Below are 24697 nucleotides of genomic sequence, written 5' to 3' on the forward strand. Positions count from 1 at the left end.
CGAACGGGGGAGTTAGGCGAAGGCCAACGATTTCAGCAGGTTGACGATCTTCTGACGCGTCCTGGCATCCTTGATTTTCGTAAAGGCCCGATTGAGCTCTAGGCCCTCTTCGGACGATAGGAAGCTGACGAGGTCGTTGCGGATCACGTGTGGCGCGTCGGTTGAAACAGAATTGTCAAAGGCTGCATTATCGAAGAAATGCGAGATCGGGACGCCGAGGCTGTCAGCAACACATTGCAGACGACTTGCGCCGACGCGGTTGACGCCTTTTTCATATTTCTGGACCTGCTGAAAGGTAAGGTCCAGTTTCTCGGCGAGCGCCGATTGGCTCATGCCAAGCAGGCGCCGTTGCGCGCGGATACGTTTGCCGACTTCGACATCGATCGGGCTCGGCGCCTTCTTTGCTGCGATTTCCTGCATCGGTTCCTCCTCTTGGCGCTTATCGATCTGGGGGGGGGCGAAGGCTGATGGTGGATGCCGCAGCACTCCCGAACTCCTCCATTGACGAAGCATTTGTGCTATGACTGCCGGGAGTTACGGGAGTGGGCAATCGCGATTCATTGCGGATTGCAACGAGCTTTCCGTTTCCTGCGCATTCGGGACTGGTCCCGCGCAATTTGTCCATTCGTGAGCGTATCGCTCGCAGCTGATGGAGTTGGCTCCTAGCCGGCGGCAGCTTCGCGATTGACCTGCCGTGCAGTGTCGATGAAAGCTCTGAGCTTTGGTGCCAGCTCGGCGCGACGCGGAAAATAGAGGAAAAGGCCGGCTTCGGTCACCGCATAATCGCCCAGGACCTGAACAAGCCTGCCTGATGCGATTTCCGCCCGAACGAGCGGTTCGAACACATAGGCCAATCCCACGCCCGCCAGCGCAAGCTCGACGGCCGAATGCGCTTCGGTGACGATCGCCTGACCGCTGACGGTTACGGCGACATCGCGCCTGTCTTCGACAAACTCCCATTGGTAAAGGCCGCCTGAGCGGATCAGGCGATAGCCGATGCATTTGTGTCCTGCGAGATCGGCCAGCGCCTTCGGCCGTCCGAACCGTCCGATATAATCGGGGGATGCGACCACAATGGCACGAAAAGGTGGGGTCAGGCGGACCGCCACCATATCCTGAGCGATCATCTCGCCGACGCGGACACCGGCATCGAAGCCCTCGGAAATGATATCGGTCAACCGCTCATCGGAGAATATCTCGATCTCGACCTCCGGATAGCGCTCCGCCATAGCGCTGATGACGCGGGTTATCGCAAGCGGCAGGCTGATGCGGGAGGCATTAATGCGTAACAGGCCGCTCGGCCGTCCCTTGATGGCCTTGATGCGCTCGATGCGCTCGTGAATGTCCCGCAGCGCTGGGTTAATCGTTCCGATCAGGCTTTTTCCGGCTTCAGTCAGCGCAACACTGCGGGTCGTTCTGGCAAAGAGCGGCTGTCCAAGTCGCTCCTCGACCAACCGAACGGCATGGCTGACGGCCGACGGGCTCATGCCCAATTCGCTGGCGGCTGCGGCAAATCCTCCGCGGCGGGCGACAGCGGCGACGATGGGTAGATGTGTCAAGAGATCGCGATCCATTGCTGAACAGTATCGCATAATGAATGCGAATTAAATGACCTTATCGAATGGATGGGAAACAGCGAAGTTATAAACACTGAATTGCTGCCGGCCAGTCTCGATCATCGGGCCGGTTTGATGCGCCATAGAGGAGAATAGCAATGAGCATGGAATTCTACACGCTGGGCAATAGCGGGCTGAAGGTAACAAGGCTGGCTCTTGGCACCATGACCTTCGGCACGGAATGGGGATGGGGTGCCGACAAGGAAGCGGCACGAGCGATCTTCAACGCCTATGTCGATGCCGGCGGCAATTTCTTCGATACCGCCGATGCCTATACCGGCGGCACGTCGGAAACCTGGCTTGGTGAGTTCATCGCAGAGCGCGGCCTGCGCGACGACGCCGTCATTGCCACCAAATTCACTATGAACCTTGCGGCACAGACGCCGAATGCGGCCGGCAACGGCCGCAAAAATATCCTGCGGTCGGTCGAAGGGTCGCTGAAGCGGCTCAACACGGACTATATCGACCTCTACCTCATGCATTGCTGGGATCGCCTGACGCCACCGGAAGAGGTGATGCGTACTTTTGACGACCTGGTGGGCTCGGGTAAGGTGCGGCATGTCGGCCTGTCCGATGTTCCGGCTTGGTATGCGAGTCGCGCCCAGGCCATTGCCGAACATCGCGGATATGAGCCGATCTCGGCGCTTCAGCTTGAATATTCTCTGGCCGAGCGCAATATCGAAAACGAATTCGTGCCGTTCGGTACGCGTTATGGCGCCGGCATCATGGCCTGGAGCCCGCTTGCGAGCGGCCTGCTCAGCGGCAAATATCGCCCGAGCAGCCGGGGAGAAACAGCCGGCCGGCTCGAAACCGTACGCGGCACGACCAATCCCGGTTTTCAGAAATTCAACGAGCGCAACTGGGCAATCGTCGCCGAGTTGGAAAAGGTGGCGGGCGAGCTCGGCCGCAGCATGGCGCAGGTGGCGGTCAACTGGGCGATGACGCAGCCCGGCATTGCCTCGATCATCGTCGGTGCGACGAAACTCGAGCAGCTGAGCGATAATCTCGGCGCGCTGGAGTTCACGATACCGCCCGAGTTGCGTCAGCGCCTCGACGATGCGAGTGCCTTGCCTTCGACCTTCCCTTATTCCTTCTTCGGGTCGGAGATCCAGGGCAGCCTGACCGCTGGCCAGACTGTCGGCGGCAAGCCTGTGGGGTACTATCCGGATCTCAACATCTCAGGGAAGTTTGCCGGCGTCAGCTAAGGACGTCTGCCATCGCAGCGCGCCGGCAAGCACTGGCGCGTTGCGATGAAAAGAAGCGGATCGCCTTGTTTCCTCCGATTTCTGCTGCTAGAGACCCGCCCGTGGCTTCGAAAAGCCATGAAATCCGGTCGCAGCCCACCCGGTCAAAACAAGGGATCCTGAATTATGAAGACTATCGTAATCTGCTCCGGCGGATTGGACTCCGTTTCGCTCGCCCATAAGGTCGCAGCCGAACATCAGCTTATCGGCCTCGTCTCCTTCGATTACGGCCAAAGGCACCGCAAGGAACTGGAATTCGCAAGCGCTTGCGCCAAGCGTCTCGGCGTGCCGCATGAGATCATCGACATCACCGCCATCGGCCGGCATCTCACCGGATCGGCTCTGACCGACGATGTCGAGGTACCGGACGGGCACTACGCCGAGGAAACCATGAAGGCGACGGTCGTGCCCAACCGCAATGCGATCATGCTCGCGATCGCCTTCGGGCTTGCGGCGGCGCAGAAGGCGGACGCCGTGGCCGTTGCGGTTCATGGCGGCGACCATTTCATCTATCCCGATTGCCGTCCGGGTTTCATCGACGCCTTTCAGCAGATGCAGAACCATGCGCTCGACGGCTATGCTAACGTTTCGCTTTACGCGCCCTATGTGACCATTTCCAAGGCGGATATCGTTGCGGATGGCGCTAGGCATAAGACCCCCTTTGCCGAAACCTGGTCCTGCTATAAGGGCGGCGAGCGTCATTGCGGCCGCTGCGGCACCTGTGTGGAGCGGCGCGAAGCCTTCCATCTCGCCGGTGTCGCGGATCCCACGACATATGACGATGCCGATTTCTGGGTTGCCGCGACATCGGGCTTTTCGGCCGAGGAGGTGAAGTGATGTACCGCATCACTAAAGAGTTTCATTTCTCCGCCTCGCATCAGCTCTCGCATCTTCCTGCCGATCACCAATGCGCGCGCCTGCACGGGCACAATTACATCGTCGTCGTCGAGCTTTCGGCCGGCGAATTGGACGAGAACGGGTTCGTGCGGGACTATCATGAGCTGCAGCCGCTGAAGCGTTATATCGACGAAGCGTTCGATCATCGCCATCTCAATGATGTCTTTGGACATGACCGGGTGACCTCGGAATGTCTCGCCAAGCATTTCTATGACTGGTGCAAGGAGCGCTTGCCGCAGACATCGGCCGTGCGGGTCAGCGAAACGCCGAAGACCTGGGCGGAATATCGGCCATGAGCGAAGCGCCCATTCGCGTCAGCGAGATTTTCGGGCCGACGATCCAGGGCGAGGGGATCCTGATCGGTCTTCCCACCATCTTCGTGCGCACCGGTGGCTGCGATTATCGCTGCTCCTGGTGCGATACGCTGCATGCCGTCGACAGCGACTATCGCGATCAATGGCAACCGATGGCGGTCGATGAGATCTGGCAGAAGGTGGCGCAGCTTTCGGGCGGCAAACCGCTGACCATCTCGCTCTCCGGCGGCAATCCCGCGATCCAGCCGCTTGGCCCGCTGATCGAGTGTGGCCATGCGGAAGGTTATCGCTTTGCGCTGGAAACCCAAGGGAGCTTGGCCAGGGAATGGTTCGCCGAGCTCGATGTGCTGGTGCTCAGCCCGAAGCCGCCATCCAGTGGCATGACGACGGACTGGGCCACCTTTGACGACTGTCTTCGCATGGCGGGCGAGGGACCGCAGATCGCCTTGAAGATCGTCATATTCGACGATCTCGACTATGAGTATGCGCGCGACGCGGCTGCTCGCTATCCGCAACTACCCCTCTATCTGCAACCCGGCAATCACACGCCGCCGCCGCCCGATGCGGACGATGCCATCGTCGATATTGACGGCATCGTCGAGCGGATGCGCTGGCTCGTGGAAAAGGTCGGCAATGATCGATGGTTCGAGGCGAGGGTGCTGCCCCAACTGCACGTGATCATCTGGGGAAACAGGCGCGGCGTTTGATCGATTGTAATCGGGCCAATTGCATGGCCCGTTCGAAATTTACATTTGGCAGCCGAACCAGCAGAGTCGCGGCGGCGCTGCATCACGATTTCTTGTCGCGTTTGTCATTCTCGAAAGCATTCGGCATAGCTGGGTTGAACTCAGAATCGAAAATCTCGGCAAGTGTCTTCAGGATCTGCAGGACACCCGGATGATCGCAGGTATAGTATCTGAACTGCGCCTGACGACGTACTTTTACGATGCCGGAATGATGCAGGCGAGTGAGATGCTGGCTGAGCGCTGATTGCGATATCCCAAGCTTCTTGGCCAGGCTATTTACATCTTCCTCACGGCCGGACAGATGCATACAGACCTCAAGGCGTTTGGGATTTGAAAGCTGGCTGAGAAGATCTGCATGATAGATGAGGCGATCATCTTCTGTGGTCTGATCTGAGGAATACATAGCGTGGCCAATCGTCGATAGTTAATCTTAAAACCCCCTGCCGTGCGCGATGATAAACGCAAAAGTTGCAAAATTATGGTTTGGATATTCCAAAGCGTCACACCCTCGCGGAGCAGGCGGCTCCTCCCAGTTCGGCCGATTTCTAGGAAATCAACCTCTGCCAAGCCGTCAACTAGGGTCCTATTGTAATTTTGGAATATGTTCCGCTCTGGGTTTTGCAATTATTCTGTAACAAAATAGGACAAATTGCCTTGTTTTTGTCCGGGTTCTGACATCGCACTGCTAATAAAGCGGCTTATCTTCTGCTCGAACGAACAGGAGGTAACCATGACCCATAGGGACTTGACGATCGCCGAAGTTCTTAAAGATCCGCTGATCCGCCAGGTCATGCGCGCGGATCGCATCTCTGTGACTGGTATGGCAAGCCTACTGCAGGATGCCGCGCGCCGGCAGGAACGTGCCTTGTCCGCAAATCTCTCGCCGATCGCGCACGCTGCTTCTCGCTCCATGCCGCAGGCCGATTTGCGCTGACATTTTCTTTCAGTTGGACGGCATTGCCTCATGGCGAGTGATTTGCCGTCACCTCAGATTTCAGCGCAGGCGGTCTCGTACATAATTTAAGGCCGCCTCATTTAGCTCCAAGCCTTGCCGCCGAAGTCACGCTGCACCGCTTCGGTTGAGTGAGATCGAATAGACGCTTGTCGTCGCCGTTATGAAAAGCCTGTGCTTGCCGCGACCGCCGAAGCAAAGATTGGAAACAGTTTCAGGCACGAGGATCTTCCCCATGAGATGGCCGTCAGGCGCGATACAATGGACGCCGTCGGCGGCCGACGACCAGAGATTGCCGTCGCTGTCGAGGCGCATGCCATCAGCGCAGCCCGGCGAAATCGCGTGGAATACCTCACCGCCGGACAGTCGCCAATTTTCGCCGACGTTGAAGACCCGGATATGTTGCGGATCGTTGCCATGCATGCGACCGGTATCGGCAACATAAAGCTTCTTTTCGTCCGGGCTAAGGGCAAGTCCATTCGGGCATTTGAAATCCGTCAGCACGGCCTCTATCGAGCCGGCGGGATCGACCCGGTAGACATTGCAGGGCAGCTCCTGCTCGCTCCTATATCCTTCGTAATCCGTCGCAATGCCGTAATGCGGATCGGTGAACCAAACGGCGCCGTCAGAAGCGACGATGACGTCGTTGGGTGAATTCAGGCGTTTGCCCTGATAGCGGTCGGCGACGACCGTGATCGAGCCGTCATATTCGGTCCGCGTGACGCGTCGGCCGCCATGCTCGCAGCTGACGAGCCGGCCCTGCCGATCGCGCGTATGGCCGTTCGAAAAATTCGAAGGTTCGCGAAAAACGCTGGTGCCGAGCCCTGGCATCCATCGCATGATGCGATTGTTTGGAATATCCGAAAAGAGCAAGCAGTTCAGATCTCCGAACCAGACAGGGCCTTCCACCCAATCGAAACCAGTGGCGATCTGCTTGACGGGAGCATTGCCAAGAACGAATTTCCCGAAGGCCGGGTCGATGATTTCGAAGAACGACATTGTGACAATACCTCCCATAATGTTAGATCGTAGATCGATCTGTTATCGATAACATATCTCGATGAGTCCGCAATGAGGAGGATAGTGCATGAGCCACGTTCTGACGTCGAGCGTCTTGAGTGACGAAGGGGTGATGACCTTGTTGAACGCTGCCATTTCCGCCGCGACCGCGATGGGCCAACCACAATGCATCGTTATCGTCGATCAATCCGGCGTGACGCTCGGCTCCTTCCGTATGCGCGGTTCGCGTTTTCAGTCGCTGAAAAGTGCTACCGCGAAAGCGCAGACGGCCGCTTCCATCGGCGCGCCCAGCCATTCGCTGCCGGACCATGCGCGAGTGCCGTTGGCAATCGCGACCCATGGCGGGATGACGGGATTGCGCGGCGGATTGCCGATCGGCGTCGGCGGGGCGCTTCTCGGCGGTATCGGCGTCGGTTCGGGTTCCGGTGAGCAGGACGAAGAGGTCGCCCGCGCCGCGCTCAAGGCGATCGGCGCCGATCTCGATTGAACGTGCGAGCGCGAAATCCCTTTTCGGCTTCAATCGCGTAGATTTCGCGCCGCTTCGCGTTCAACTGAAGGCGATTTGCGCCTTCATGGCCTGGCTTCGATCCGAAGCGATCTCAAAGGCGCTGATCGCGTCGGCAAGCGGTACCGTGTGGGTGATGAGCGGCCGCACATCGATGAGATGCTTGCGCATCAGATCGACGCCGACGGCAAACTCCTCATGAAAGCGGAAGGAGCCGCGCAGCTCCAGTTCCTTGGCCGTGATTGCCAGCATCGGCAGGCTCATGTCGCCTCCGATACCAAGCTGTACGATGATCCCGCGGGGTCTCAGTGCCGTAATACCCCCGGCGAGGGCAGCGGCAGCGCCGGAGCATTCGTAGAGCACATCGAACGTGCCCTTGTCTGCGGAATAGGCGGCAAGCGCGTCGGGCTCGTTCTTCGTATTGATGACCCTGTCGGCGCCCGCTTGCCTGGCAAGCGACAAGGTGAAATCCGAAAGATCGGTTGCCACGATCTCGACGGCACCGGCACGGCGTGCGGCCAGGATCGAGAGAACGCCGATCGGACCACAGCCGGTCACGAGAACGCGTTTGCCGAGCATTTCGCCTGCGCGCCGCGTGGCATGCAAGGTCACGGCCAAAGGTTCCGCCATGGCCGCCTCACCCGGTGTTAGACCATCGGCCGGCACGCATTGGATGGCATCGGCCACCAGCGTCTCGCGGAACGCACCCTGGATATGCGGGAAGGGCATGGCGCTGCCGTAGAAGCGCATGTTGAGGCATTGATTGGGCAAACCCTGCAGGCAGTAGCGGCAATTCCGGCATGGGCGGGAGGGGGAGACGGCAACAAGTTGACCGATCTCAAGGCCCACTACGCCGGCGCCGAGCGCGGTGACGGTCGCGCTGACCTCGTGCCCAAGGATCATCGGCTCCTTCAGGCGCACGGTGCCGAAGCCGCCGTGATGGTAGTAGTGCAGGTCGCTGCCGCAGACGCCGCCGGTTGCGAGCTTCAGCTTGACCTCTCCCGCACCCGGTTCCTCCTCCGGATAATCCTCGATGCGCACATCCTTGGCGGCGTGGGCGATGATGGCCTTCATATCTTTCTCCTCAAAGAACGGGTGTCGGCAGCGCCTGGCCAGCGAAGTGGGCGGCGAGATTGTCGCGCACCAGCTGACCCATGGCCTTGCGCGTCTCGATCGTGCCCGAGGCATGGTGAGGCTGCAGCAGCACATTGTTCAGAGCCAGGAAGCGCGGATTGAGTTTCGGCTCGCCTTCAAAGACGTCGAGGGCCGCCGATCCGAGCCTGCCGTTTTCCAACGCGTCGAGCAGTGCCTCCTCGTCTATGTTGGACGCGCGGGAGATGTTGATCAACATCCCTTCCGGCCCGAGCGCTTCGATCACCTTTTGGCCGACAATATGCCGCGTTGCTGCCGAAGCGGCGAGCGTGACGAAGAGGAAATCCGATCGTTTCGCAAGCTCGATCGGATCGGCGACAAAGATCATATCGGACGCGTAAGATTTCGCTTCGACGTCCGAATAGGCCATCTGCATGTCGAAGCCCTTCAGGCGCTTGGCAACTTCGAAGCCTATGCGGCCGAGGCCGAGCACGCCCGCGCGCCGCCCCCAGACCCGCCGCTTGAGGGGATAAAGCCCCTTCTCCGCCCAGCTGCCGTCACGCACCCATGTCTCCGCACCGATCATACCGCGCGACAGGCAGAGCATCATGGCAACTCCGAGGTCGGCCACATCATTGGTCAGAACGTCAGGCGTATTGGTGACGCGAATGCCGCGCTCGCGGCAAGCCGGCAGGTCGACCGCATCGAAGCCCACGCCATAGACCGAAATGACCTCGAGCTTCGGGCAGGCTTCGATCATAGCGCGATTGGCGCCGAGCTCACCGCGAGTGGCGATGGCCCTGATCGATGGTCCGATCTCGGCAAGCAGTTGTTCCTTATCGGCAGCCTCGAAATAGCGATGAACCTCGAACGCTGCGTCGAGCGGCTCTTGATCCCATGGCGGGTAGGGGCCAATCTGCAGGATTGGTGGCTTGCTCATAGTGTAAGTCCTCCCTTGACATCAAATGTTATCGATAACATAAACAGGGGAGGCGACCATTGTCGAGATAAAAACGGAGGAAACGATGTCTGCTGGTCTTTTCGATCTGAAGGGGCGGCGCGCCCTGGTGACAGGTTCTTCCCAAGGCATTGGGCTTGCGCTCGCCAAGGGCCTGGCGGCTGCTGGCGCCGAACTGGTGCTCAACGGCCGCGACAAGGAAAAGCTTGCCAAGGCGGCTGAAGACTTTGCAGGTAAGGTGCATGTGCTGCCATTCGATGCCACCGATCAAGAGGCCGCGCGTCGAGCCGTCGATGCGTTCGAAGCCGAGACGGGGGCGATCGACATTCTCGTCAACAATGCCGGTATGCAGTTTCGCGCGCCGCTGGAGGATTTTCCCGCCGACGCCTTCGAGCGGCTGCTGCGGGCGAATATATCGAGCGTCTTCAATGTCGGCCAGGCCGTCGCCCGTCACATGATCAAGCGCGGTGCAGGAAAGATCATCAATATCGCCAGCGTGCAGACGGCGCTGGCGCGCCCATCGATCGCGCCATACACGGCAACCAAGGGCGCCGTCGGCAATCTCACCAAGGGCATGGCGACGGATTGGGCGAAGTACGGGCTGCAATGCAATGCCATCGCGCCCGGTTATTTCGATACGCCGTTGAACGCAGCTCTCGTTGCCGATGCCGATTTCTCGGCATGGCTCGAAAAGCGCACGCCGGCCGGCCGCTGGGGCCGTGTCGAGGAATTGGTCGGCGCCTGTATCTTCCTTGCTTCCGATGCCTCCTCCTTCGTCAACGGTCATGTACTCTATGTCGACGGCGGCATCACAGCTTCGCTTTGATGGCGCTGCGCTGCGCCGCTTCGTCATTATGGGCGTCAGCGGCTGCGGCAAGTCGTCCGTTGGCTCGGCGCTCGCAGCGCGCGTTGGCGGCATCTATGTCGATGGCGATGATCTTCATCCCGCGGCCAACGTCGCCAAGATGAGCGCCGGCATTCCGCTGACTGACGCCGATCGATGGCCTTGGCTCGACAAGGTCGGTCAACACTTGGCCTTGGCCGAGGATACGAGGTTTATCGGGTGCTCTGCATTGGAACGCATCTATCGCGACCGGATCCGCGCGGTTGTCGGAGCACCACTTTGCTTCGTTCATCTTGCCGGGACGAGGCAGACTATTCTTCGACGCATGCAGGCAAGACGGGATCATTTCATGCCGCCGGCATTGCTCGACAGTCAATTTGCCGCGCTCGAGCCGCCGGGCGCCGATGAAGGGGCAATCACTGTCGACATCGGTCAGCCGCTGGATCAAGTCGTCGCGGCCATCATAATCGCACTGGAGGAGACGCAATCATGAGCAACAAGGTGGCGCTGATCGGCGCCGGCGCTATGGGCGGAGCGATCGGTGCCCGCTTGGCAGAAACCGGCAATCAATTGACGGTCTTCGATCTCGATAAGGAGAAGGTTGCAGCGCTGACCGCAAAAGGCGCCACGGCAGCCGCCAGCGCAGCCGCAGCGGCTGCCGTTTCCGATTTCGTCGTCCTCAGCCTCAATTCGCCGAAGATCGTCCACGCCGCTGTTTTCGGACCCGAAGGTGTTGCCGCAGGTGCCAAGCCGGGCACGCTGATCATCGATATGTCGTCGATCGATCCCGATGCGACAAAGGCTCTTGCCGCAGAGGCTGCGGAAAAGGGATTGCGTTGGGTGGACAGCCCGCTCTCCGGTGGAGCGCCAAAGGCCCTGATCGGGCAACTGACCCTAATGGCCGGCGGCAGCGCGCAAGATGTCGCGGATGCGCATCAAGTCCTACAGCATGTGGCCTCGAACTACACGCATATGGGTCCCGTCGGTGCGGGACAGACGACGAAGCTTATCAATCAGGTTCTCTGCGCATTGAATTTTCTCGCAGTTGCGGAAGCGACGCAACTGGCGCTCGATGCCGGTGTCGATGCTGCGAAAATCCCGCAGGCACTGAAGGGCGGGCGGGCCGACAGCGCCATCCTGCAGGAATATATGCCGCGCTACGTTGCCAAGGATTATCGCCGCACCGGCCGCATCGACAACATGGTCAAGGATCTGAACGGCGCTCAGGATCTCGCCCGCCGGACCAATACTGCCATGCCGCTGACGGCGGTCTGTGCCGAGATACACCGCATGCTGACGGCTTCCGGGCTTGGCGGTGAGGATCAGGCGGCGCTGATGGAATTCTTCAAGGGACCGAACAAGGAGATCGCCGGATGATTACCCGATATGCATTATTCGAAGGCAAGGTCAAAGACGGAGAGGCAGAGGCGTTTCGAACGGCCGTCATGGAAACCATCCTGCCGAAGTGGAAGCAGTTTCCCGGCGCTCTCGACGTGCGGGTTACTTTTGCCGAAGCGCGCGATGAAGGCGCCCCGGAGTTCCCGATGATTTTGGCCGTGAACTATCCGGATATGGCTGCCGTGGAAAAGGCACTTGCGAGCCCCGTGCGCACCGAAGCGCGCGCGGCGACGGAAGCGGTTCTCTCGCGCTTTTTCGAAGGACGCATCCATCATCATGTCACGCTGGCGCATGAGTTCCAGCTCTAGTCCGGCTGCGACAACCCGTTTCTGACCCGGCACCCCCCAGCGGGTTTGCTCGCTTTGCGGGATAGGTGAAAGCGCCTCTTGCCATTCTGGGAAGAGGCATATTACTCTGATGGTAACGATAACATAGGCCATGGATGAGTAACGAACGCAAAGCGCCAACGATGGCGGACATAGCCCGCGTCATGGGAGTTTCCCCCATGACCGTATCGCGCGCCTTCAAGGCCGATAGCCTGGTCAGCCCGGAGACGCGCGAGGCGATCCTGCGAACGGCCGAGGAGCTGGGCTATGTCTTCGACAGCACGGCTTCCAACCTGCGTTCGCAAAAGTCCGGCTTTGTCGCCGTCACCATTCCTTCCATCAACAATGCCAACTTCGCCGATACGGTCGGTGGCCTCTCGGATACTTTGTCCAAGCGTGACATGCAGATCCTGCTTGGTTATACGAACTACAATGTCGAAGAAGAGGAGCGGTTGATCGAACAACTGCTCCGCCGAAAGCCACAGGCGATTGTTGTCACAGGCGGCACCCATACCGATCGCGCCCGCAAACTTCTGCAGACCGTTGCGATCCCCGTAATCGAGACCTGGGATATCCCGACCGATCCGATCGGCCATTATGTCGGCTTTTCCAACCGAGCCGTCATGCGCGATATGGTCGATCATTTCGTCGCACTCGGCTGTCGCCGCATCGCCTTTATCGGTGGTGACGTCCAGCGGGATTCACGCGGCAGCGAACGCAGGCTCGGCTTCATTGCTGCCATGCAGGCGCATGGGCTCGACGCCACGAGGCTGATCGCGGCGGGATCACCGCCGATCTCGATGCGGGAGGGCGCCAATGCCATGGCGAAGCTGATCGAGCTCTATCCCGATACGGAAGCCGTCGTCTGCGTCTCGGATCTTGCCGCCTACGGTGCACTCACCGAATGTCGTCGGCTCGGAATTCCGGTGCCCGAGCGCTTCTCCATCGGCGGCTTTGGCAATTACGAGATCGGCGAGGTCTGCGTGCCGACTTTGACGACGATCAACGCCTTTGCGCGCGAAATCGGCGAACGGACGGCAGCGTTGATCCTCGATATTCTTGATGGCACGCAGCCGGTCGCCGACGTCAGGATTTCGCCGGAACTGATTGCACGGGATAGCAGCCGCCAAGTTTAGCCCGTTCGGCGAATGAGGCAGCGCGGCTTGTCGACCGCGCCACCTCTTTTGGCCGGAATCACTTACCCCAGATCTTCTTGTATTGGTCCTTATAGCCATTGTCCGGATCGAAGGTGTTCTTCGGACCACCATCGGATTGGATATTGTCTGCCGTCACGACATGCAGCGGCGAGAGATAGCCGGACCATTTTTCTCCGGCGAAAGCGCGATTGAGTTCGTCGACCAGTTGCCAGCCCTGGAGATTAAGAGGTTCGGCCACGGTGACCTTCTGAAACTGTCCGGCACGGATACGCTCATAGGCCGATTGCGAGCCATCGCCGGCAGCGACGTTGATCGGCGCGTCGGTGCCGCTCTTGCCGGCGGAGGCGAGCGAGGGACCCATGAAGTCGAAATAAAGGTCGTTGATGGCAAGCGAATGGGTCCAGCTGTCACCATATTTCTGAAGAAGGGATGTCGTGAGCTGCGGCATGCGCTGCGATGTCTCGGCAATCGGCGTATCAACATATTCGAGCACCTTGCCGCCCAACCTTTCGATCTCCTGCTTCATCTTGTCCGCCTTGGCGATGGCGATTGCATAGGTGGAGTCCGTGAAGATGATGACGCCGGGCTTACCCTTGGCATCGACGAAGGCCCAATCTGCGGCAGCCTTCGAGACTTCCATGGCATCGGTGCTGACATTGGCAAAGAGCCCATTCTTGTCATCGGGGCCGATCACCGGGCCGGCATGCCAGGCGACCAAAGGGATTTTGGCGGCCTTTGCCTGCTCCAGTGCCGGAGCCTGTTCGACGGCATCGAAGCCATCGATGATGATGCCGGCGGGCTGCAGCGCCATGGCCTGACCGAAGGCGGCCGTGCGCCCGCCAATGGAGCCTGCGCCGTCTAGAACCTTCACTTCCCACCCAATCGCCTTTGCCGCCTCCTCGACACCGTTGCTCACGCCGAGAATGCCGCCATTCTTGAGATCGCCGGCGAGCACGACAATGGTCTTGCCGGCCTGCGCCTTCGGGCCCGTCGTCGGGCCGTCCCATTTGGTGACAGGCGTCGCATATTTGTCGACGACAGCCTTTGCATCCGCTAACGGATCGGCATAGGCTTGGCCGGCGCACAGCACCAAAACGGCAGTAGTCGCCTGCAGGAATTGTCTACGGTTCATGTCTTCTCCTCCCTTTGGACATTCGAACTTCGGATGATCTTCATTTCTCCGCCGGCTTGGCGGAAAGTTGCGGTGCCTGGGCCGGGGCCATGCGGCTAGCATGGCTGCGGCGGCGCTGGGCGTAACCGGCAATACCGATCGCGACGAGCAGGGTGACGCCGTTGAACAGGGGCTCGACATAGAAGGAGCCACCGAACTGCTGAATGCCGGCAATGCCGACTGCCAGAATGATGACGCCGATCATCGTGCCCCAGACGTTGACGCGACCGGGTTTGATCGTTGTCGAGCCGAGGAATGCGCCAACCAATGCGGGCAGCAGATATTCGAGCCCGACGCTCGCTTGGCCGATGCGCAGCTTGGATGCCAACAGGACGCCGGCAATGGCAGCAAGCGTTCCCGAGGTGACGAAGGCGCCAATGACGAACCGGCGGACGGGAATGCCATTGAGCGCGGCCGCCTTTGGATTGGCGCCGATCGCATAGATGTAACGGCCGATCGGCAGGTATTCGAGGACGATCCACATGACGAAGGCAAGGGCAAGGACATAGATGCCGGTGATCGGCAGGCCGAAGACCATCGTGCCGTTCAGCGCATAAAATCCTTGCGGCAGCATGCCCACGACCTGCCGCCCGCCCGTATGCCAGAGTGCGATCGCATAAAGGACCGTGCCGGTGCCAAGCGTGGCGATGAAGCTGTCGATCTTTGCAATCTCCACCAAGAGACCATTCAGAAAGCCGGTCAGCGCACCAAGGGCAATAACGATCAGGACGGCAACTGGCCAAGGCAGCTCGAACATCGTCTGAAGGCTGATAGCCAGTACATGCCAGAGTACGATGCCATAGCCGATGGTCAGATCGATGCGCCCCGCCGCCATCGGGATCATCGCGGCCAGTGACAGGATGGCGATGATCGTTTTGTCCGAAATGATCGAACGCAGGTTGAGCATCGTCGGGAACGTCTGCGGCAGCAGAATGGAGAAAAGCAGGATCAGGAAGACCGTCAGGATGACGAGACCATAGACAGGCAGCAGGCGCTGGATCTTCTGGCCGAGGCTCATGGCCGAAAGCTCGGCGCGGGTCGGCTCAAGCGCGTTGGATTCGATCGATTGCATGGTGTTCTCCTCCGGTTCAGGCCGCTTCGGATGCAGATGCGGCGGCGATGACCGCCGGCGTTGTGAGGTCCGCACCGCTGAGTTCGCGCACGATCCTCCCGCGCGAAAACACCAGGGCACGATGGCAGATATGAGCGATTTCCTCGAAATCGGTGGAGACGACGAGAACGGCGAGGCCCGCCTCGACCGCCTCGGCGATCAGCCGATAGATGTCAGCCTTGGCGCCGACGTCGACGCCTGCAGTCGGATCCTCGGCGATCAGCAATTTGCGGCCTGTCGCCAGCCATCGTCCCACGACCACCTTCTGCTGATTGCCGCCGGATAGGGCTTCGATGGCAAGGCTCTGATCGTTGGGCCGGAGACCGACGCGGCTGCCGAGGGAATAGGCCGCTTCGGCTTCGCGGCGCGGGGACAGAAATGAAAACAAACTGCGCCCAGATGCGCCTGGATTAAGGAAAGTATTTTCGCGCAGGCTGAGCGACATGGCGACGGACTCTTCCGTCCGGTCCCGGGCGATCAGCCCGATGCCGGAAGCCATTGCCGCTACGGTGCTGGAAAGGTCGGGTGTTGCGCCATTCAAGCGAACGCTGCCCTGCGATGGCTCGCAGCCGAACAGTGCCCGTCCGATCAGCTCCTGGCCGGCGCCGCGCAGGCCGACGAGACCGAGCAATTCGCCCTGGCGGATATCGAAGGACACGGGTCCTGCACCGCGGCAGGAAAGCTCTTTCACGGAAACGATCGCAGGACCTGCGCTTCTTTCCGCCTTGACGAAAAGTTGGTCCGCCTTGCGTCCGACGATCATGCGGATGAGTTCATCCGGCGTGGTCTCGGAGACTGGCTTCTGGCCCACCAGCTGACCGTCACGCAGTACTGCAACCCGGTCTGCAATGCGGAAGATCTCGTCGAGACGATGCGACACATAGATCATGGCCACGCCGCGCTCTTTCAGCGGGCGGATCGCGGCAAAGAGCTTCTCGACCTCATCGGCGGGCAAGCTGGCCGTGGGTTCATCAAGCACGAGCACGTCGGCTTCGACGGCAAGTGCGCGAGCGATGGCGACTAACGATTTTTCCGTACGGGTCAGCTCCTGGACGCGTGTCGACGGATCGAAATCACAACCGACGAGCTTCAGGGCTTCCGCAGTACGCCGCTCCGTCGCGCGCCAGTCGATCAATTTGCCCCGCAGGGAATAGCCCTGCGCAAGCCCGACATTTTCACCCACTGTCATCCATTCGATCAATCCGAGATCCTGGTGAATGAAGGCGACCGGCTGGCGCTGGTTCGGCTTGGGCGGGCGATGATGATAGGGTTTGCCGCGAAACAGGATCTGGCCGCCATCCGGTTTGTAAATGCCTGCCAAGGTCTTGATAAGCGTCGATTTGCCGGCGCCGTTCTCCCCAAGAAGTGCGAGGATTTCGCCACGGGCGAGGTCGAGCGACACATTCGACAGAGCACGGGTTCCGCCGAATTCCTTGGTGATGTCGGAAAATGCAAGCAGCTTTCCGTCGTCCATCCTGCTCCTCCCAAAGCTTCGATGGGACGAGGCTATGTTATCGATAACATTCCGTCAAGGGGCTGAGATGGCTGCCTGTATATTCCGGCATTATGTGCGGCTAGTAGGGAGCGCTTAGTGTATTAAAGGAAAAAATTCTTTAGACATAAAATATATCCAAAAGCATCAGATCATATTATGAAACAATATAAGCACGAAGAAGATATATGCTTGCGTTACGGTACATCCGTATGGTTGTAATTATCATACTTATTCGATGACTCATTGATTTTTCTAGTTTTATAGCGTTATTTCATCCTGGGGCGTAGGCAGGATGTATTTTCAAGGCAGATGACCGAAGGCTAAAAAGGTAATCGGCAAACGCAGCATAATGAGGGGATCATTTGACTTACGCGACGTGCTCGGTGTCCCAAATCGAGAAGGCCGATGCAGAGGAGATGACCGCGCATTACGCGCGAACCCTGTTTCCCGCGATTGTCGAACCCCTCCATCGCCGCGGTACGATTTCGGTCGAAGACCGCCACTATACGATCGGCTCCTGCAGCGTCTGGCGCGGCAAATGTCATTCCGGCATGAGCGTTATGTTGCCCGGTGGCCCCGATGCTTACGGCGTCTATCTGCCGACAGCCGGCAAGATGCTTGTCGATGCCGCTGGGCAGCAACTGGAATCGGAGCCGGGCCGGGGACTGGTGGCCGACATGTCTTCTTTCAAGCGGCTCACATTTTTTGAGCAGCGTAGCCATATGGGCATCGCCTTCGAAAAGTCGGCCATGATACGGCAACTCAGCACGTTGCTGGACGCACCGGTGCGCACTGATCTGGAATTTGCCGGGCCGGTCGATCTGACGTCTGGGCGAGGGATGCAGATTGCCGCGCTTGGGAACTTGATCTGGCACGACCTCGCCGCGGCCGGCCAAGAAAAATCCTCCACTTCATTCAGCGAATGTCTTTTGCAGGCAATGATGATTGCTCTGCTTGAAACCGTGCCGCACAACTATACGCCGCAGTTGCAAGGACCGGCATCGCCAGCTATCCCGAGGCAGTTGAAGCGCGCGATCGAATATATGCACGCCAATGCAAGTGCGGACATCAAGATAGCCGATGTCGCGCGCGAGAGCGGAACAAGCGTGCGGTCCTTACAGGCAGCATTTCAGCAGTTCAAGAACACGACGCCCCTTGGTTATCTGCGCGAGATACGCCTGCAAGGCGCGCGCAAGGCCTTGATGGAATCGAACCGTTCGCGAGTTGTGGCCGACATAGCGCGCGATTGGGGATTTACCCATATGGGGCGCTTCGCAGCGCTATATCATCAATCCTTCGGAGAGATGCCCTCCGAGACGGCCAGGCTGGCTCGGTAGGGGACGACCACGCGGCAATCCGCGAACACGATGAAATCGCCCTGCTAGATCCCAGATCTGTTCATCAACTTCGGTCACCATGCGGCTGCCCGAATTGCCGCAATGACGGGCGGTGCATTGCCATTTTCAGGATCCTGTTCATAGGCTGCCTAGCCAGTGGGATTTGGGTTACGGGTGGCTGTACTAAGCGTTCTTCTTCTCACAACGATGATGTTGGAGTGAATAGGCAATGGATTCTCTGAAGATCACCGTCCTTTCATGCAGCCTTGATCCGCAAAGCCGGAGCCGCCGAATGGCTCGCGAGGCTGAAAGCTTGTTGCGCGGGAGGCGATGCGAAGTCGAATTTATCGATCTTCAGCATCTCGATTTGCCCGCGTTCGATAATTTAAACTGCTATGAGCATCCTGTGTACGACAGGCTGTACCGCGCAATTCGTGATGCAGATGGCGTGCTACTCGCCGTTCCCGTTTACAATTGGTCGGTGGGTAGCGCTGCCAAGAGCCTGATCGAGCTTACCGGTGCGACGGGTAATGGCGGACGAAAATCGGCGTGGTTCGACCAGATCGTCACTTTCATCTGCTCCGGTGGCCTCCCTCACAGCTATATGGCCTATGGCAGCCTCGCCATGTCGCTGATGCTCGATTTCAAATGCGTGATCAATCCCTATGTCGTTTACGCCACCGAGAGGGATTGGATAAACGGCACCAACTTGTCCGATACCCTTGCGGCAAGGCTGCAAAAGACGATCGAGGTCAAGCTGGAACTCTCGTCTCGATTGAGATCCCGGACATACAGCTCCGACTGGGAAATCTGATCGCCTTGCCTGCTCCGATTGCATTCGACGCATCTGATGTTAAGACTATTCGTACTATGACTTGCTGAGGGCGAGAAGCGGCCGCGGTTGGAGGCCAACAGAAGGGTCGGGAATTGGGAATGACGACAAATGCCCGGACACGGCAAAGGCTGGCACAAAGAGTCATTGATGAATTACGCTTGCAGATCGAGAGCGGCAAGCTCCGGGTCGGCGAACAGCTTCCGACCGAGCCGCAGCTTGAGGCGGCATTCGAGGTCAGCCGGACCGTCGTGCGCGAGGCGATTGCAGATCTTCGTGCGGCAGGTCTCGTCAGACCCGTTCAAGGTAAGGGCGTATTTGTTTCCGATACGCCGACGAAATCTGGTCTGCAGCTGACGCCCGTTGAGATCAAGAGCATCCCCGAGACGCTGGAGTTGCTGGAATTCCGCATGGCGGCGGAAGGCGAGGCGGCAGCTATCGCCGCCTATCGCAGGACAGCGGAACAGGAGGCTGCGATTGCGACCGCCAATCGTAAGATGGCTCAGCTGATAGAGCAGGGGCAGTCGGCCGTCGAGGCGGATTATGAATTCCATATGGCGATCGCGGCTGCCACGAATAATCGGTTCTATGTCGATGTGCTCCGCCATTTCGGTACGCGGACCATTCCGCGCCGGCAGTTTCCGACATTGCCCGAGGCGAACGATCGCGCCTATCTGGAGAAGGTTCACGCAGAGCATGCAGAGATTTTGGCAGCGATCGCCGATCAAGATCCAGAACGCGCGCGCCAAGCGATGCGGGCGCATATGCTGGCGAGCCAGCGCCGCTATCGCCGCCTCGCCGAACTGCAAGAGCAATAACGCTCGACATAGTGCTGTGGTCATATTATGTCATATGATGATTTTCGAGAGAGATGTTCCATCTGCTTGGCTGTTCAGGCGGGGTGCAATGGCGACCGCCCGGTTTTTGCGCATTCGATGGATAACAATATCTATTTGCTAGATGGTCCGCATTAGCGCCAATGAAACCGGCCTGATGCTCGGACGAGGTGATCTGTGATTCAGACTTCTTCCAGCACACCGCGTACATTCGTCTATGTCTCGACGGCGCTTGCCGGGACGATCGATGTCTATCGGATGGAGAGGGCGACGGGTGTGCTCACGCCGATATCCAGCGTGGATGTTGGTGCGATGGTTATGCCGATGGCCGTCAGCCCCGACAGGCGGCATCTTTACGCCGTTATCCGTGCGCAGCCTTATCGGGTGCTGACGCTGGCGATCGACCCCGAAAGCGGCAAATTAAGGCAGGAGGCGGCCGCCTCGCTGCCCGACAGTATGGCCTATGTTTCCCTCGACCCGACAGGCGGGCTTCTATTGGCTGCCTCTTATGGCGGCAACAAGATCGTCGTGCAGCTCATCGATAAGAACGGCCTAGTCACCGCGCAAGCCCAGCAGGTGATCGCAACCGGCCGCAATGCTCATTCGATTGTTACTGACCGGACGGGCAAATATGTCTTTGTCACCAATCTCGGCTCCGATGCCGTGCAGCAATTCACCCTCGATGCCGAGACCGGAGTACTGAAGCCGAACGATCCGGCAGAGGTCATAACCGGCGACGGCTTTGGCCCGCGGCATATCGTTGTGCCGCCGGGTAACAAGGCCGTCTACGTTTTGACGGAGCTGACCGGCCATGTCATCCACTATGCGCTCGATGCCGATAAGGGCACATTGAGAGAGGTCGAGAGCGTCGCTTCCGTTCCTGAAGATGCGGGCCTGTCGCCAGGCATAGCACCAGCAGCAGCTTCAGCAGCAGATGGCGCGCCAAAGATCTGGGCCGCAGATATCGGCATCACACCGGAAGGCAAATTTCTTTATACGACGGAAAGAACCACCAGCCGGATTGCACTGTTCAAAGTCGATACGGATAATGGAAGGCTGACTTACGTCACGAATTATCCGACCGAGCGGCAACCGCGCGGCATCCGCGTCGACCCATCAGGCCGGTTCCTCGTCGCATCCGGTGAAAAGTCCGACCGGCTGTCCGTCTATGCAATCGACCAATCCGATGGCGGTCTTGCATTGGTGGGGCGATATCCCGTCAATGCCGGTGCGAACTGGATCGAGATCGTGACATTTCCTTGAAACGCATCCGCATGCGGCAAACCGCAGTCGGGCGAATATCTACCCGGCTTTCGCAACGGTGCCGGCGATCAGGCTCTCGATCTCGGAGGAGGGAAGGGGCCGCGCGAACAGATAGCCTTGAAGCAGTTCGCACCCCGCGCCCTCAAGAAAACGGGCCTGTTCCTCGGTCTCGACGCCTTCCGCCACGACTTCCAAATCAAGTGTTCTGCCAAGCGATACGATGGCCGAGGTGATTGCCATATCGCCGGGCTTTTCGGGAATATCGGCAATGAACGATCTATCGATCTTCAGCCGGGAAAGGGGAAAGCGCCTGAGCGTACTCAGGCTCGAATATCCGGTGCCAAAATCATCCATCGCGAGGCTAACACCTAGCTCTTTCAGCTCATGCATCCGCTCGATGGCGCCTTCGACGTCACGCATGATCAAACTTTCCGTCAGTTCGAGCTCAAGCCATTGCGGGTCGAGATCTGCCGATTTCAGTGCGGATGCGACCTGGCTTGTCAGCGAACTCTCCAGGAATTGCCGGGCCGATACGTTTACGCCCATACGTAGTGCGGGGAGGTCGCGATCTTGCCATAGCCGGGCCTGCTGGCAGGCTTTTCGCAGAACGATTTCGCCGAGCGGGACGATAAGCCCCGTTTCTTCTGCAAGCGGAATGAAGGCGCCCGGCAGCAACAAGCCCTCGACAGGATGCTGCCACCGCACGAGGGCTTCGACGCCAATGATGTTGCCGCTGCGAACTTCCTTTTGCGGCTGATAATGAAGCACGAATTCGTCCCGCTCCACAGCGCGTCGCAATTCTTCGATACGGCTCAGCTTGTTGCGGGCCTCCTCCGCCAGGGCGGGTGTGAACAGGCGAATGGCGTTGCGCCCAGCTTCCTTGGCACGATAAAGCGCCATATCCGCATTCGCGAAGAGTTCCGAGGCCGTGGTTCCGTGTTCCATAGCGCAAGCCACACCGATGCTGCAGCCGACGCGGATTTCCACGCCTTGTATTATCATTGGTTTGGAAATGTCTGCCAGTATGGCCGCCAGCCCCTCATATATCGGATCAGCCGGATCCTCGAGAACGATGATGAATTCGTCGCCGCCGATCCTCGCAACGATGCCGCGATTGCCGACATGAGCCGATATGCGTCGCGCAACGACGGTCAGCAATTCATCGCCGGCCGCGTGGCCGAGGGTGTCATTTACCAGCTTGAAATTATCGAGGTCGACAAAGGCTACGACCAGAGACCGTTGTTTGTGTGACGCTTTCTCCAAGAGGGCGCTAAGCTTGCGGTCGAGCAGCATGCGGTTCGGCAGCCCGGTGAGAGCGTCATGTTCGGCCAGATAGGCGATATGGGCGATGTCCCGATGGCGATCGATGGCTATCCCGACGGTCTGCGCTATCCCGGCAAAGAATTCCATAAGCCCGGCCTCGTCCCCATCGGTTTGCACCGTCACCAAGGCCCCATGCCGGCCGCCGTCCCGCGAAAAGATAGGGAACTCCAATATGTCGCCGGCTAGCGGTGCGGTTTGCTCGCCATCGAGAACGAAGCTCACGCGTCTGCCGTTGAGCAAGTCCTGAAGCAGGGCTTGAGACTTCCTGAGAAATACATCGAGATCAACGCCGCGCGCGACATCCTGCAGGAGCTTCGTCTGGGCGCTCATCAATTTTTCTGCCCGTTTTCGAGCGGAAATGTCGCGCGATGCGCCGACGACGCCGATGATGTTACCGTTTCTGTCGCGCAGCGGCACCCGGGACATCATGAGCCAGCCTTCACCCTTAAGGCGCCGCTCCTCGACGCCGAGATCGGCCTTGCCACTTTCCATTACCTGCCGTTCGACTTCCTCGATCTTGTAGGCATCGGCCATCGGGTGAATTTCGGCATCGGTAAGGCCGATCAGCTCGTCGACATGCGTGAAGCCGTTGTTGAGGACGATCGCCATGTTGGCAAAAAGAAAGCGGCCATCCCTGTCCTTGGCATAGATATAATCCGGCACGTAGTTGATCATGGCTTCGAGCCACTCGTAGCGCTCGGCGAGAGACAGGTAGCGGGCCTGGAGCAATTCAAATGGCTCGCGGACCTGCTCGTCTACGACGTCCTGGTCCCGGTGCGCAGGATCTGGCGCTCCATCTGACGGCTGCATCATCTAAGTTCTCTCACCCGGCAAGCGGACAATATCGGCAGGCTGTTCTGCAACAATGAAAAGCATGTAGGCATATCGAGCGTCTCCTGCTGGCGAGGTTCCGCTCTTCGGTTCCAATAGATGTTTATAGCTGAATTTATGAATATCTGTTCAAGTTTTACAGGAGGATCGCGTCTGCTTACAACGAGTGTTCCGATGCATCCATAGTGGAGGTTGATCGATTTGGCGCATAGTCGCTACGATGAAATCCATTGCGGGTAGGGGGCAAAACCGGCTAAAGCGCAGGTAGTAAAATGCAGGATTCGCAAGGATAAGACAGTATGCGCATGGGCAAAGCCGTAACAAGCGGTAATCTTGTGCTTGCCGGCATGCTTATGATGCTTCTCGGCGACTTCCTGTTTTCGCTGAACGACGCCATGGGCAAGTGGCTGGTGGCGAGTTTCTCCGTGGGCCAGGTTCTGGTGATTCGCTCGTTCGGTTCGTTCATTATCCTGGCGCCTATGATCGCGCGGCAGGGCAGTGACGCACTTTTTCGCCTCGAACGGCCGCCACTGCAGCTTCTGCGTGTCGTCATGACAACGATTGACGTTGCTTTGTTTTACGCCGCCGTCGCCTATCTGCCGCTTGCCGATGTCATGACCTTCTATATGGCCGGCCCCATATATGTGGCGGCGATCTCGCATTTCTTCCTTGACGAGAGGATCGGTTGGCGGCGCTGGCTGGCGGTTTGCGTCGGCTTTATCGGCGTATTGATCGCGCTCAGACCTTCCGCGGCAATGTTCTCATGGCCATCGCTTTTCGGCCTCGGCGGCAGCCTCGCATTCGCATTGACCCTGGTGCTCGGGCGGCGGCTGCGGCAGACGGGCGATGCGACGCTCGTCGCGTGGCAGACGGTTGGCGCACTCATCGTGGGATTGGCGCTCAGCGTCGGCAACTGGCGTTTCGCATCAGCACTCGATCTCGCAGCGATGCTCGCGCTCGGCATTGTCGCCAGCAGCGCTCATATGCTGATAACCCGATCCTTGAAGCTCGCGCCGGCTTCGCTATTGGCTCCGCTCCAATACAGCCTGCTTATCTGGGCCATCATCCTGGGTTTTGTTTTCTTCGGCGATGTGCCCGACACCCAGATTATCCTCGGCTCCGCCATCATCGTCCTTGCCGGCCTCTTCATCTTCCATCGCAAGAGCCTGGTGGATACGGTCCCGAAAGACGACGTCGCTCGGGACGGGCACTGACGCGGAGAGAGTGACATTCCAACTTTGCAGAAACAGGACACTCCAACTTTGCGGCTACACACCATGTCAAAGCTGGATAGGGCTGCGACGTGGTCAACCGGTTAGAAACGCGACAACAGGGTCTTCTTGTTCTGACGATCAGCCCCCGGTCCGACCGGCTGGGCCGGGTTGAAAGGGCGGAGCGGGGGCGGGTAATGAAGCTCCCCTTCGGCTTT

General features: G+C 59.0%; 26 protein-coding genes. 16 read left to right on the top strand and 10 right to left on the bottom strand.

Features of this window, described 5'->3' with window-relative positions; genetic code table 11:
• Nucleotides 1-12 precede the first annotated feature (12 nt).
• On the bottom strand, nucleotides 13-420 hold the full coding sequence (locus ACYJRZ_RS16415) for a helix-turn-helix domain-containing protein (protein ID WP_459460527.1): 408 nt from the start codon (nucleotides 418-420) through the stop codon (nucleotides 13-15).
• A gap of 242 nt (nucleotides 421-662) precedes the next feature.
• Nucleotides 663-1574 carry a LysR family transcriptional regulator gene (locus ACYJRZ_RS16420; protein WP_459460529.1) on the bottom strand — a complete coding sequence of 304 codons (912 nt, stop codon included), beginning with the start codon at nucleotides 1572-1574 and terminating at the stop codon, nucleotides 663-665.
• 140 nt (nucleotides 1575-1714) lie between these two features.
• On the opposite strand from ACYJRZ_RS16420, the gene ACYJRZ_RS16425 reads away from it, so the two are divergent.
• From ACYJRZ_RS16425 to queE, 4 genes are all read left to right on the top strand, one after another.
• On the top strand, nucleotides 1715-2821 hold the full coding sequence (locus tag ACYJRZ_RS16425; protein ID WP_459460530.1) for an aldo/keto reductase: 1107 nt from the start codon (nucleotides 1715-1717) through the stop codon (nucleotides 2819-2821).
• A 165-nt stretch (nucleotides 2822-2986) separates the two neighbouring features.
• Nucleotides 2987-3697, top strand: a complete 711-nt coding sequence (gene queC, locus ACYJRZ_RS16430) for a 7-cyano-7-deazaguanine synthase QueC (RefSeq protein WP_459460532.1) — start codon at nucleotides 2987-2989, stop codon at nucleotides 3695-3697.
• Nucleotides 3697-4053: a 6-carboxytetrahydropterin synthase QueD gene (gene queD, locus ACYJRZ_RS16435; protein WP_459460534.1), complete on the top strand. Its 357-nt coding sequence runs from the start codon at nucleotides 3697-3699 to the stop codon at nucleotides 4051-4053. The genes queC and queD overlap by 1 nt, the downstream gene beginning before the upstream one ends.
• A complete protein-coding gene (gene queE / locus ACYJRZ_RS16440) occupies nucleotides 4050-4778 on the top strand; it encodes a 7-carboxy-7-deazaguanine synthase QueE (protein ID WP_459460536.1) in 729 nt (242 codons plus the stop codon). The genes queD and queE overlap by 4 nt, the downstream gene beginning before the upstream one ends.
• 82 nt (nucleotides 4779-4860) lie before the next feature.
• Here queE and nrcR read toward each other — a convergent pair whose 3' ends face one another.
• Complete coding sequence (gene nrcR, locus ACYJRZ_RS16445) at nucleotides 4861-5220, bottom strand: transcriptional regulator NrcR (RefSeq protein WP_459460538.1); 360 nt, start codon at nucleotides 5218-5220, stop codon at nucleotides 4861-4863.
• 327 nt (nucleotides 5221-5547) lie between these two features.
• Here nrcR and ACYJRZ_RS16450 point away from each other — a divergent pair, with 327 nt between their 5' ends.
• A complete protein-coding gene (locus ACYJRZ_RS16450) occupies nucleotides 5548-5751 on the top strand; it encodes a hypothetical protein (protein ID WP_459460540.1) in 204 nt (67 codons plus the stop codon).
• A 126-nt stretch (nucleotides 5752-5877) separates the two neighbouring features.
• Here ACYJRZ_RS16450 and ACYJRZ_RS16455 read toward each other — a convergent pair whose 3' ends face one another.
• A complete protein-coding gene (locus tag ACYJRZ_RS16455; RefSeq protein ID WP_459460542.1) occupies nucleotides 5878-6768 on the bottom strand; it encodes an SMP-30/gluconolactonase/LRE family protein in 891 nt (296 codons plus the stop codon).
• Nucleotides 6769-6856: 88 nt separating this feature from the next.
• On the opposite strand from ACYJRZ_RS16455, the gene ACYJRZ_RS16460 reads away from it, so the two are divergent.
• Nucleotides 6857-7276, top strand: a complete 420-nt coding sequence (locus tag ACYJRZ_RS16460; protein WP_459460544.1) for a GlcG/HbpS family heme-binding protein — start codon at nucleotides 6857-6859, stop codon at nucleotides 7274-7276.
• Between the two features lie 60 nt (nucleotides 7277-7336).
• Here ACYJRZ_RS16460 and ACYJRZ_RS16465 read toward each other — a convergent pair whose 3' ends face one another.
• Entirely contained in the window at nucleotides 7337-8368 is a 1032-nt protein-coding gene (locus tag ACYJRZ_RS16465; RefSeq protein ID WP_459460546.1) for an L-idonate 5-dehydrogenase, read from the bottom strand.
• A gap of 10 nt (nucleotides 8369-8378) precedes the next feature.
• On the bottom strand, nucleotides 8379-9326 hold the full coding sequence (locus ACYJRZ_RS16470; RefSeq protein ID WP_459460547.1) for a 2-hydroxyacid dehydrogenase: 948 nt from the start codon (nucleotides 9324-9326) through the stop codon (nucleotides 8379-8381).
• 85 nt (nucleotides 9327-9411) lie between these two features.
• On the opposite strand from ACYJRZ_RS16470, the gene ACYJRZ_RS16475 reads away from it, so the two are divergent.
• From ACYJRZ_RS16475 to ACYJRZ_RS16495, 5 genes are all read left to right on the top strand, one after another.
• Nucleotides 9412-10170, top strand: coding sequence for an SDR family oxidoreductase (locus tag ACYJRZ_RS16475; RefSeq protein ID WP_459460549.1), 759 nt, complete (start codon nucleotides 9412-9414; stop codon nucleotides 10168-10170).
• Complete coding sequence (locus ACYJRZ_RS16480; RefSeq protein WP_459460551.1) at nucleotides 10139-10681, top strand: gluconokinase; 543 nt, start codon at nucleotides 10139-10141, stop codon at nucleotides 10679-10681. Before ACYJRZ_RS16475 ends, ACYJRZ_RS16480 begins: the two co-directional genes overlap by 32 nt.
• Nucleotides 10678-11565, top strand: a complete 888-nt coding sequence (locus ACYJRZ_RS16485) for an NAD(P)-dependent oxidoreductase (protein ID WP_459460553.1) — start codon at nucleotides 10678-10680, stop codon at nucleotides 11563-11565. Before ACYJRZ_RS16480 ends, ACYJRZ_RS16485 begins: the two co-directional genes overlap by 4 nt.
• Nucleotides 11562-11894: a hypothetical protein gene (locus ACYJRZ_RS16490; RefSeq protein ID WP_113332781.1), complete on the top strand. Its 333-nt coding sequence runs from the start codon at nucleotides 11562-11564 to the stop codon at nucleotides 11892-11894. The genes ACYJRZ_RS16485 and ACYJRZ_RS16490 overlap by 4 nt, the downstream gene beginning before the upstream one ends.
• 134 nt (nucleotides 11895-12028) lie before the next feature.
• On the top strand, nucleotides 12029-13048 hold the full coding sequence (locus ACYJRZ_RS16495; RefSeq protein ID WP_459460556.1) for a LacI family DNA-binding transcriptional regulator: 1020 nt from the start codon (nucleotides 12029-12031) through the stop codon (nucleotides 13046-13048).
• 58 nt (nucleotides 13049-13106) lie between these two features.
• Here ACYJRZ_RS16495 and ACYJRZ_RS16500 read toward each other — a convergent pair whose 3' ends face one another.
• From ACYJRZ_RS16500 to ACYJRZ_RS16510, 3 genes are read right to left on the bottom strand one after another with little or no spacing between them, the layout of a single operon-like run.
• Entirely contained in the window at nucleotides 13107-14201 is a 1095-nt protein-coding gene (locus tag ACYJRZ_RS16500; RefSeq protein ID WP_459460558.1) for an ABC transporter substrate-binding protein, read from the bottom strand.
• A gap of 40 nt (nucleotides 14202-14241) precedes the next feature.
• A complete protein-coding gene (locus ACYJRZ_RS16505) occupies nucleotides 14242-15312 on the bottom strand; it encodes an ABC transporter permease (RefSeq protein ID WP_459460560.1) in 1071 nt (356 codons plus the stop codon).
• A gap of 16 nt (nucleotides 15313-15328) precedes the next feature.
• Nucleotides 15329-16825: a sugar ABC transporter ATP-binding protein gene (locus ACYJRZ_RS16510; protein ID WP_459460562.1), complete on the bottom strand. Its 1497-nt coding sequence runs from the start codon at nucleotides 16823-16825 to the stop codon at nucleotides 15329-15331.
• Between the two features lie 437 nt (nucleotides 16826-17262).
• Here ACYJRZ_RS16510 and ACYJRZ_RS16515 point away from each other — a divergent pair, with 437 nt between their 5' ends.
• From ACYJRZ_RS16515 to ACYJRZ_RS16530, 4 genes are all read left to right on the top strand, one after another.
• Nucleotides 17263-18183, top strand: a complete 921-nt coding sequence (locus tag ACYJRZ_RS16515) for an AraC family transcriptional regulator (protein WP_459460626.1) — start codon at nucleotides 17263-17265, stop codon at nucleotides 18181-18183.
• A gap of 292 nt (nucleotides 18184-18475) precedes the next feature.
• On the top strand, nucleotides 18476-18997 hold the full coding sequence (locus ACYJRZ_RS16520; RefSeq protein WP_459460564.1) for an NADPH-dependent FMN reductase: 522 nt from the start codon (nucleotides 18476-18478) through the stop codon (nucleotides 18995-18997).
• A 119-nt stretch (nucleotides 18998-19116) separates the two neighbouring features.
• Nucleotides 19117-19833 carry a FadR/GntR family transcriptional regulator gene (locus ACYJRZ_RS16525; RefSeq protein WP_459460566.1) on the top strand — a complete coding sequence of 239 codons (717 nt, stop codon included), beginning with the start codon at nucleotides 19117-19119 and terminating at the stop codon, nucleotides 19831-19833.
• A gap of 195 nt (nucleotides 19834-20028) precedes the next feature.
• Nucleotides 20029-21114: a lactonase family protein gene (locus ACYJRZ_RS16530; protein WP_459460568.1), complete on the top strand. Its 1086-nt coding sequence runs from the start codon at nucleotides 20029-20031 to the stop codon at nucleotides 21112-21114.
• 39 nt (nucleotides 21115-21153) lie between these two features.
• Here ACYJRZ_RS16530 and ACYJRZ_RS16535 read toward each other — a convergent pair whose 3' ends face one another.
• Nucleotides 21154-23250 carry a putative bifunctional diguanylate cyclase/phosphodiesterase gene (locus ACYJRZ_RS16535; protein ID WP_459460570.1) on the bottom strand — a complete coding sequence of 699 codons (2097 nt, stop codon included), beginning with the start codon at nucleotides 23248-23250 and terminating at the stop codon, nucleotides 21154-21156.
• 317 nt (nucleotides 23251-23567) lie between these two features.
• Here ACYJRZ_RS16535 and ACYJRZ_RS16540 point away from each other — a divergent pair, with 317 nt between their 5' ends.
• Nucleotides 23568-24482 (top strand): DMT family transporter, encoded by a 915-nt coding sequence (locus tag ACYJRZ_RS16540; protein ID WP_459460572.1) that lies wholly within the window; start codon nucleotides 23568-23570, stop codon nucleotides 24480-24482.
• Nucleotides 24483-24697: the final 215 nt, after the last annotated feature.

Source organism: Rhizobium sp. No.120 (assembly GCF_054558365.1).

Bases quoted from the DNA above. Each gene is read 5' to 3' on its own strand.
- ACYJRZ_RS16415 (WP_459460527.1), bottom strand. From the start codon at position 420: ATGCAGGAAATCGCAGCAAAGAAGGCGCCGAGCCCGATCGATGTCGAA.
- ACYJRZ_RS16420 (WP_459460529.1), bottom strand. From the start codon at position 1,574: ATGGATCGCGATCTCTTGACACATCTACCCATCGTCGCCGCTGTCGCC.
- ACYJRZ_RS16425 (WP_459460530.1), top strand. From the start codon at position 1,715: ATGAGCATGGAATTCTACACGCTGGGCAATAGCGGGCTGAAGGTAACA.
- queC (WP_459460532.1), top strand. From the start codon at position 2,987: ATGAAGACTATCGTAATCTGCTCCGGCGGATTGGACTCCGTTTCGCTC.
- queD (WP_459460534.1), top strand. From the start codon at position 3,697: ATGTACCGCATCACTAAAGAGTTTCATTTCTCCGCCTCGCATCAGCTC.
- queE (WP_459460536.1), top strand. From the start codon at position 4,050: ATGAGCGAAGCGCCCATTCGCGTCAGCGAGATTTTCGGGCCGACGATC.
- nrcR (WP_459460538.1), bottom strand. From the start codon at position 5,220: ATGTATTCCTCAGATCAGACCACAGAAGATGATCGCCTCATCTATCAT.
- ACYJRZ_RS16450 (WP_459460540.1), top strand. From the start codon at position 5,548: ATGACCCATAGGGACTTGACGATCGCCGAAGTTCTTAAAGATCCGCTG.
- ACYJRZ_RS16455 (WP_459460542.1), bottom strand. From the start codon at position 6,768: ATGTCGTTCTTCGAAATCATCGACCCGGCCTTCGGGAAATTCGTTCTT.
- ACYJRZ_RS16460 (WP_459460544.1), top strand. From the start codon at position 6,857: ATGAGCCACGTTCTGACGTCGAGCGTCTTGAGTGACGAAGGGGTGATG.
- ACYJRZ_RS16465 (WP_459460546.1), bottom strand. From the start codon at position 8,368: ATGAAGGCCATCATCGCCCACGCCGCCAAGGATGTGCGCATCGAGGAT.
- ACYJRZ_RS16470 (WP_459460547.1), bottom strand. From the start codon at position 9,326: ATGAGCAAGCCACCAATCCTGCAGATTGGCCCCTACCCGCCATGGGAT.
- ACYJRZ_RS16475 (WP_459460549.1), top strand. From the start codon at position 9,412: ATGTCTGCTGGTCTTTTCGATCTGAAGGGGCGGCGCGCCCTGGTGACA.
- ACYJRZ_RS16480 (WP_459460551.1), top strand. From the start codon at position 10,139: ATGTCGACGGCGGCATCACAGCTTCGCTTTGATGGCGCTGCGCTGCGC.
- ACYJRZ_RS16485 (WP_459460553.1), top strand. From the start codon at position 10,678: ATGAGCAACAAGGTGGCGCTGATCGGCGCCGGCGCTATGGGCGGAGCG.
- ACYJRZ_RS16490 (WP_113332781.1), top strand. From the start codon at position 11,562: ATGATTACCCGATATGCATTATTCGAAGGCAAGGTCAAAGACGGAGAG.
- ACYJRZ_RS16495 (WP_459460556.1), top strand. From the start codon at position 12,029: ATGAGTAACGAACGCAAAGCGCCAACGATGGCGGACATAGCCCGCGTC.
- ACYJRZ_RS16500 (WP_459460558.1), bottom strand. From the start codon at position 14,201: ATGAACCGTAGACAATTCCTGCAGGCGACTACTGCCGTTTTGGTGCTG.
- ACYJRZ_RS16505 (WP_459460560.1), bottom strand. From the start codon at position 15,312: ATGCAATCGATCGAATCCAACGCGCTTGAGCCGACCCGCGCCGAGCTT.
- ACYJRZ_RS16510 (WP_459460562.1), bottom strand. From the start codon at position 16,825: ATGGACGACGGAAAGCTGCTTGCATTTTCCGACATCACCAAGGAATTC.
- ACYJRZ_RS16515 (WP_459460626.1), top strand. From the start codon at position 17,263: ATGACCGCGCATTACGCGCGAACCCTGTTTCCCGCGATTGTCGAACCC.
- ACYJRZ_RS16520 (WP_459460564.1), top strand. From the start codon at position 18,476: ATGGCTCGCGAGGCTGAAAGCTTGTTGCGCGGGAGGCGATGCGAAGTC.
- ACYJRZ_RS16525 (WP_459460566.1), top strand. From the start codon at position 19,117: ATGACGACAAATGCCCGGACACGGCAAAGGCTGGCACAAAGAGTCATT.
- ACYJRZ_RS16535 (WP_459460570.1), bottom strand. From the start codon at position 23,250: ATGATGCAGCCGTCAGATGGAGCGCCAGATCCTGCGCACCGGGACCAG.
- ACYJRZ_RS16540 (WP_459460572.1), top strand. From the start codon at position 23,568: ATGCGCATGGGCAAAGCCGTAACAAGCGGTAATCTTGTGCTTGCCGGC.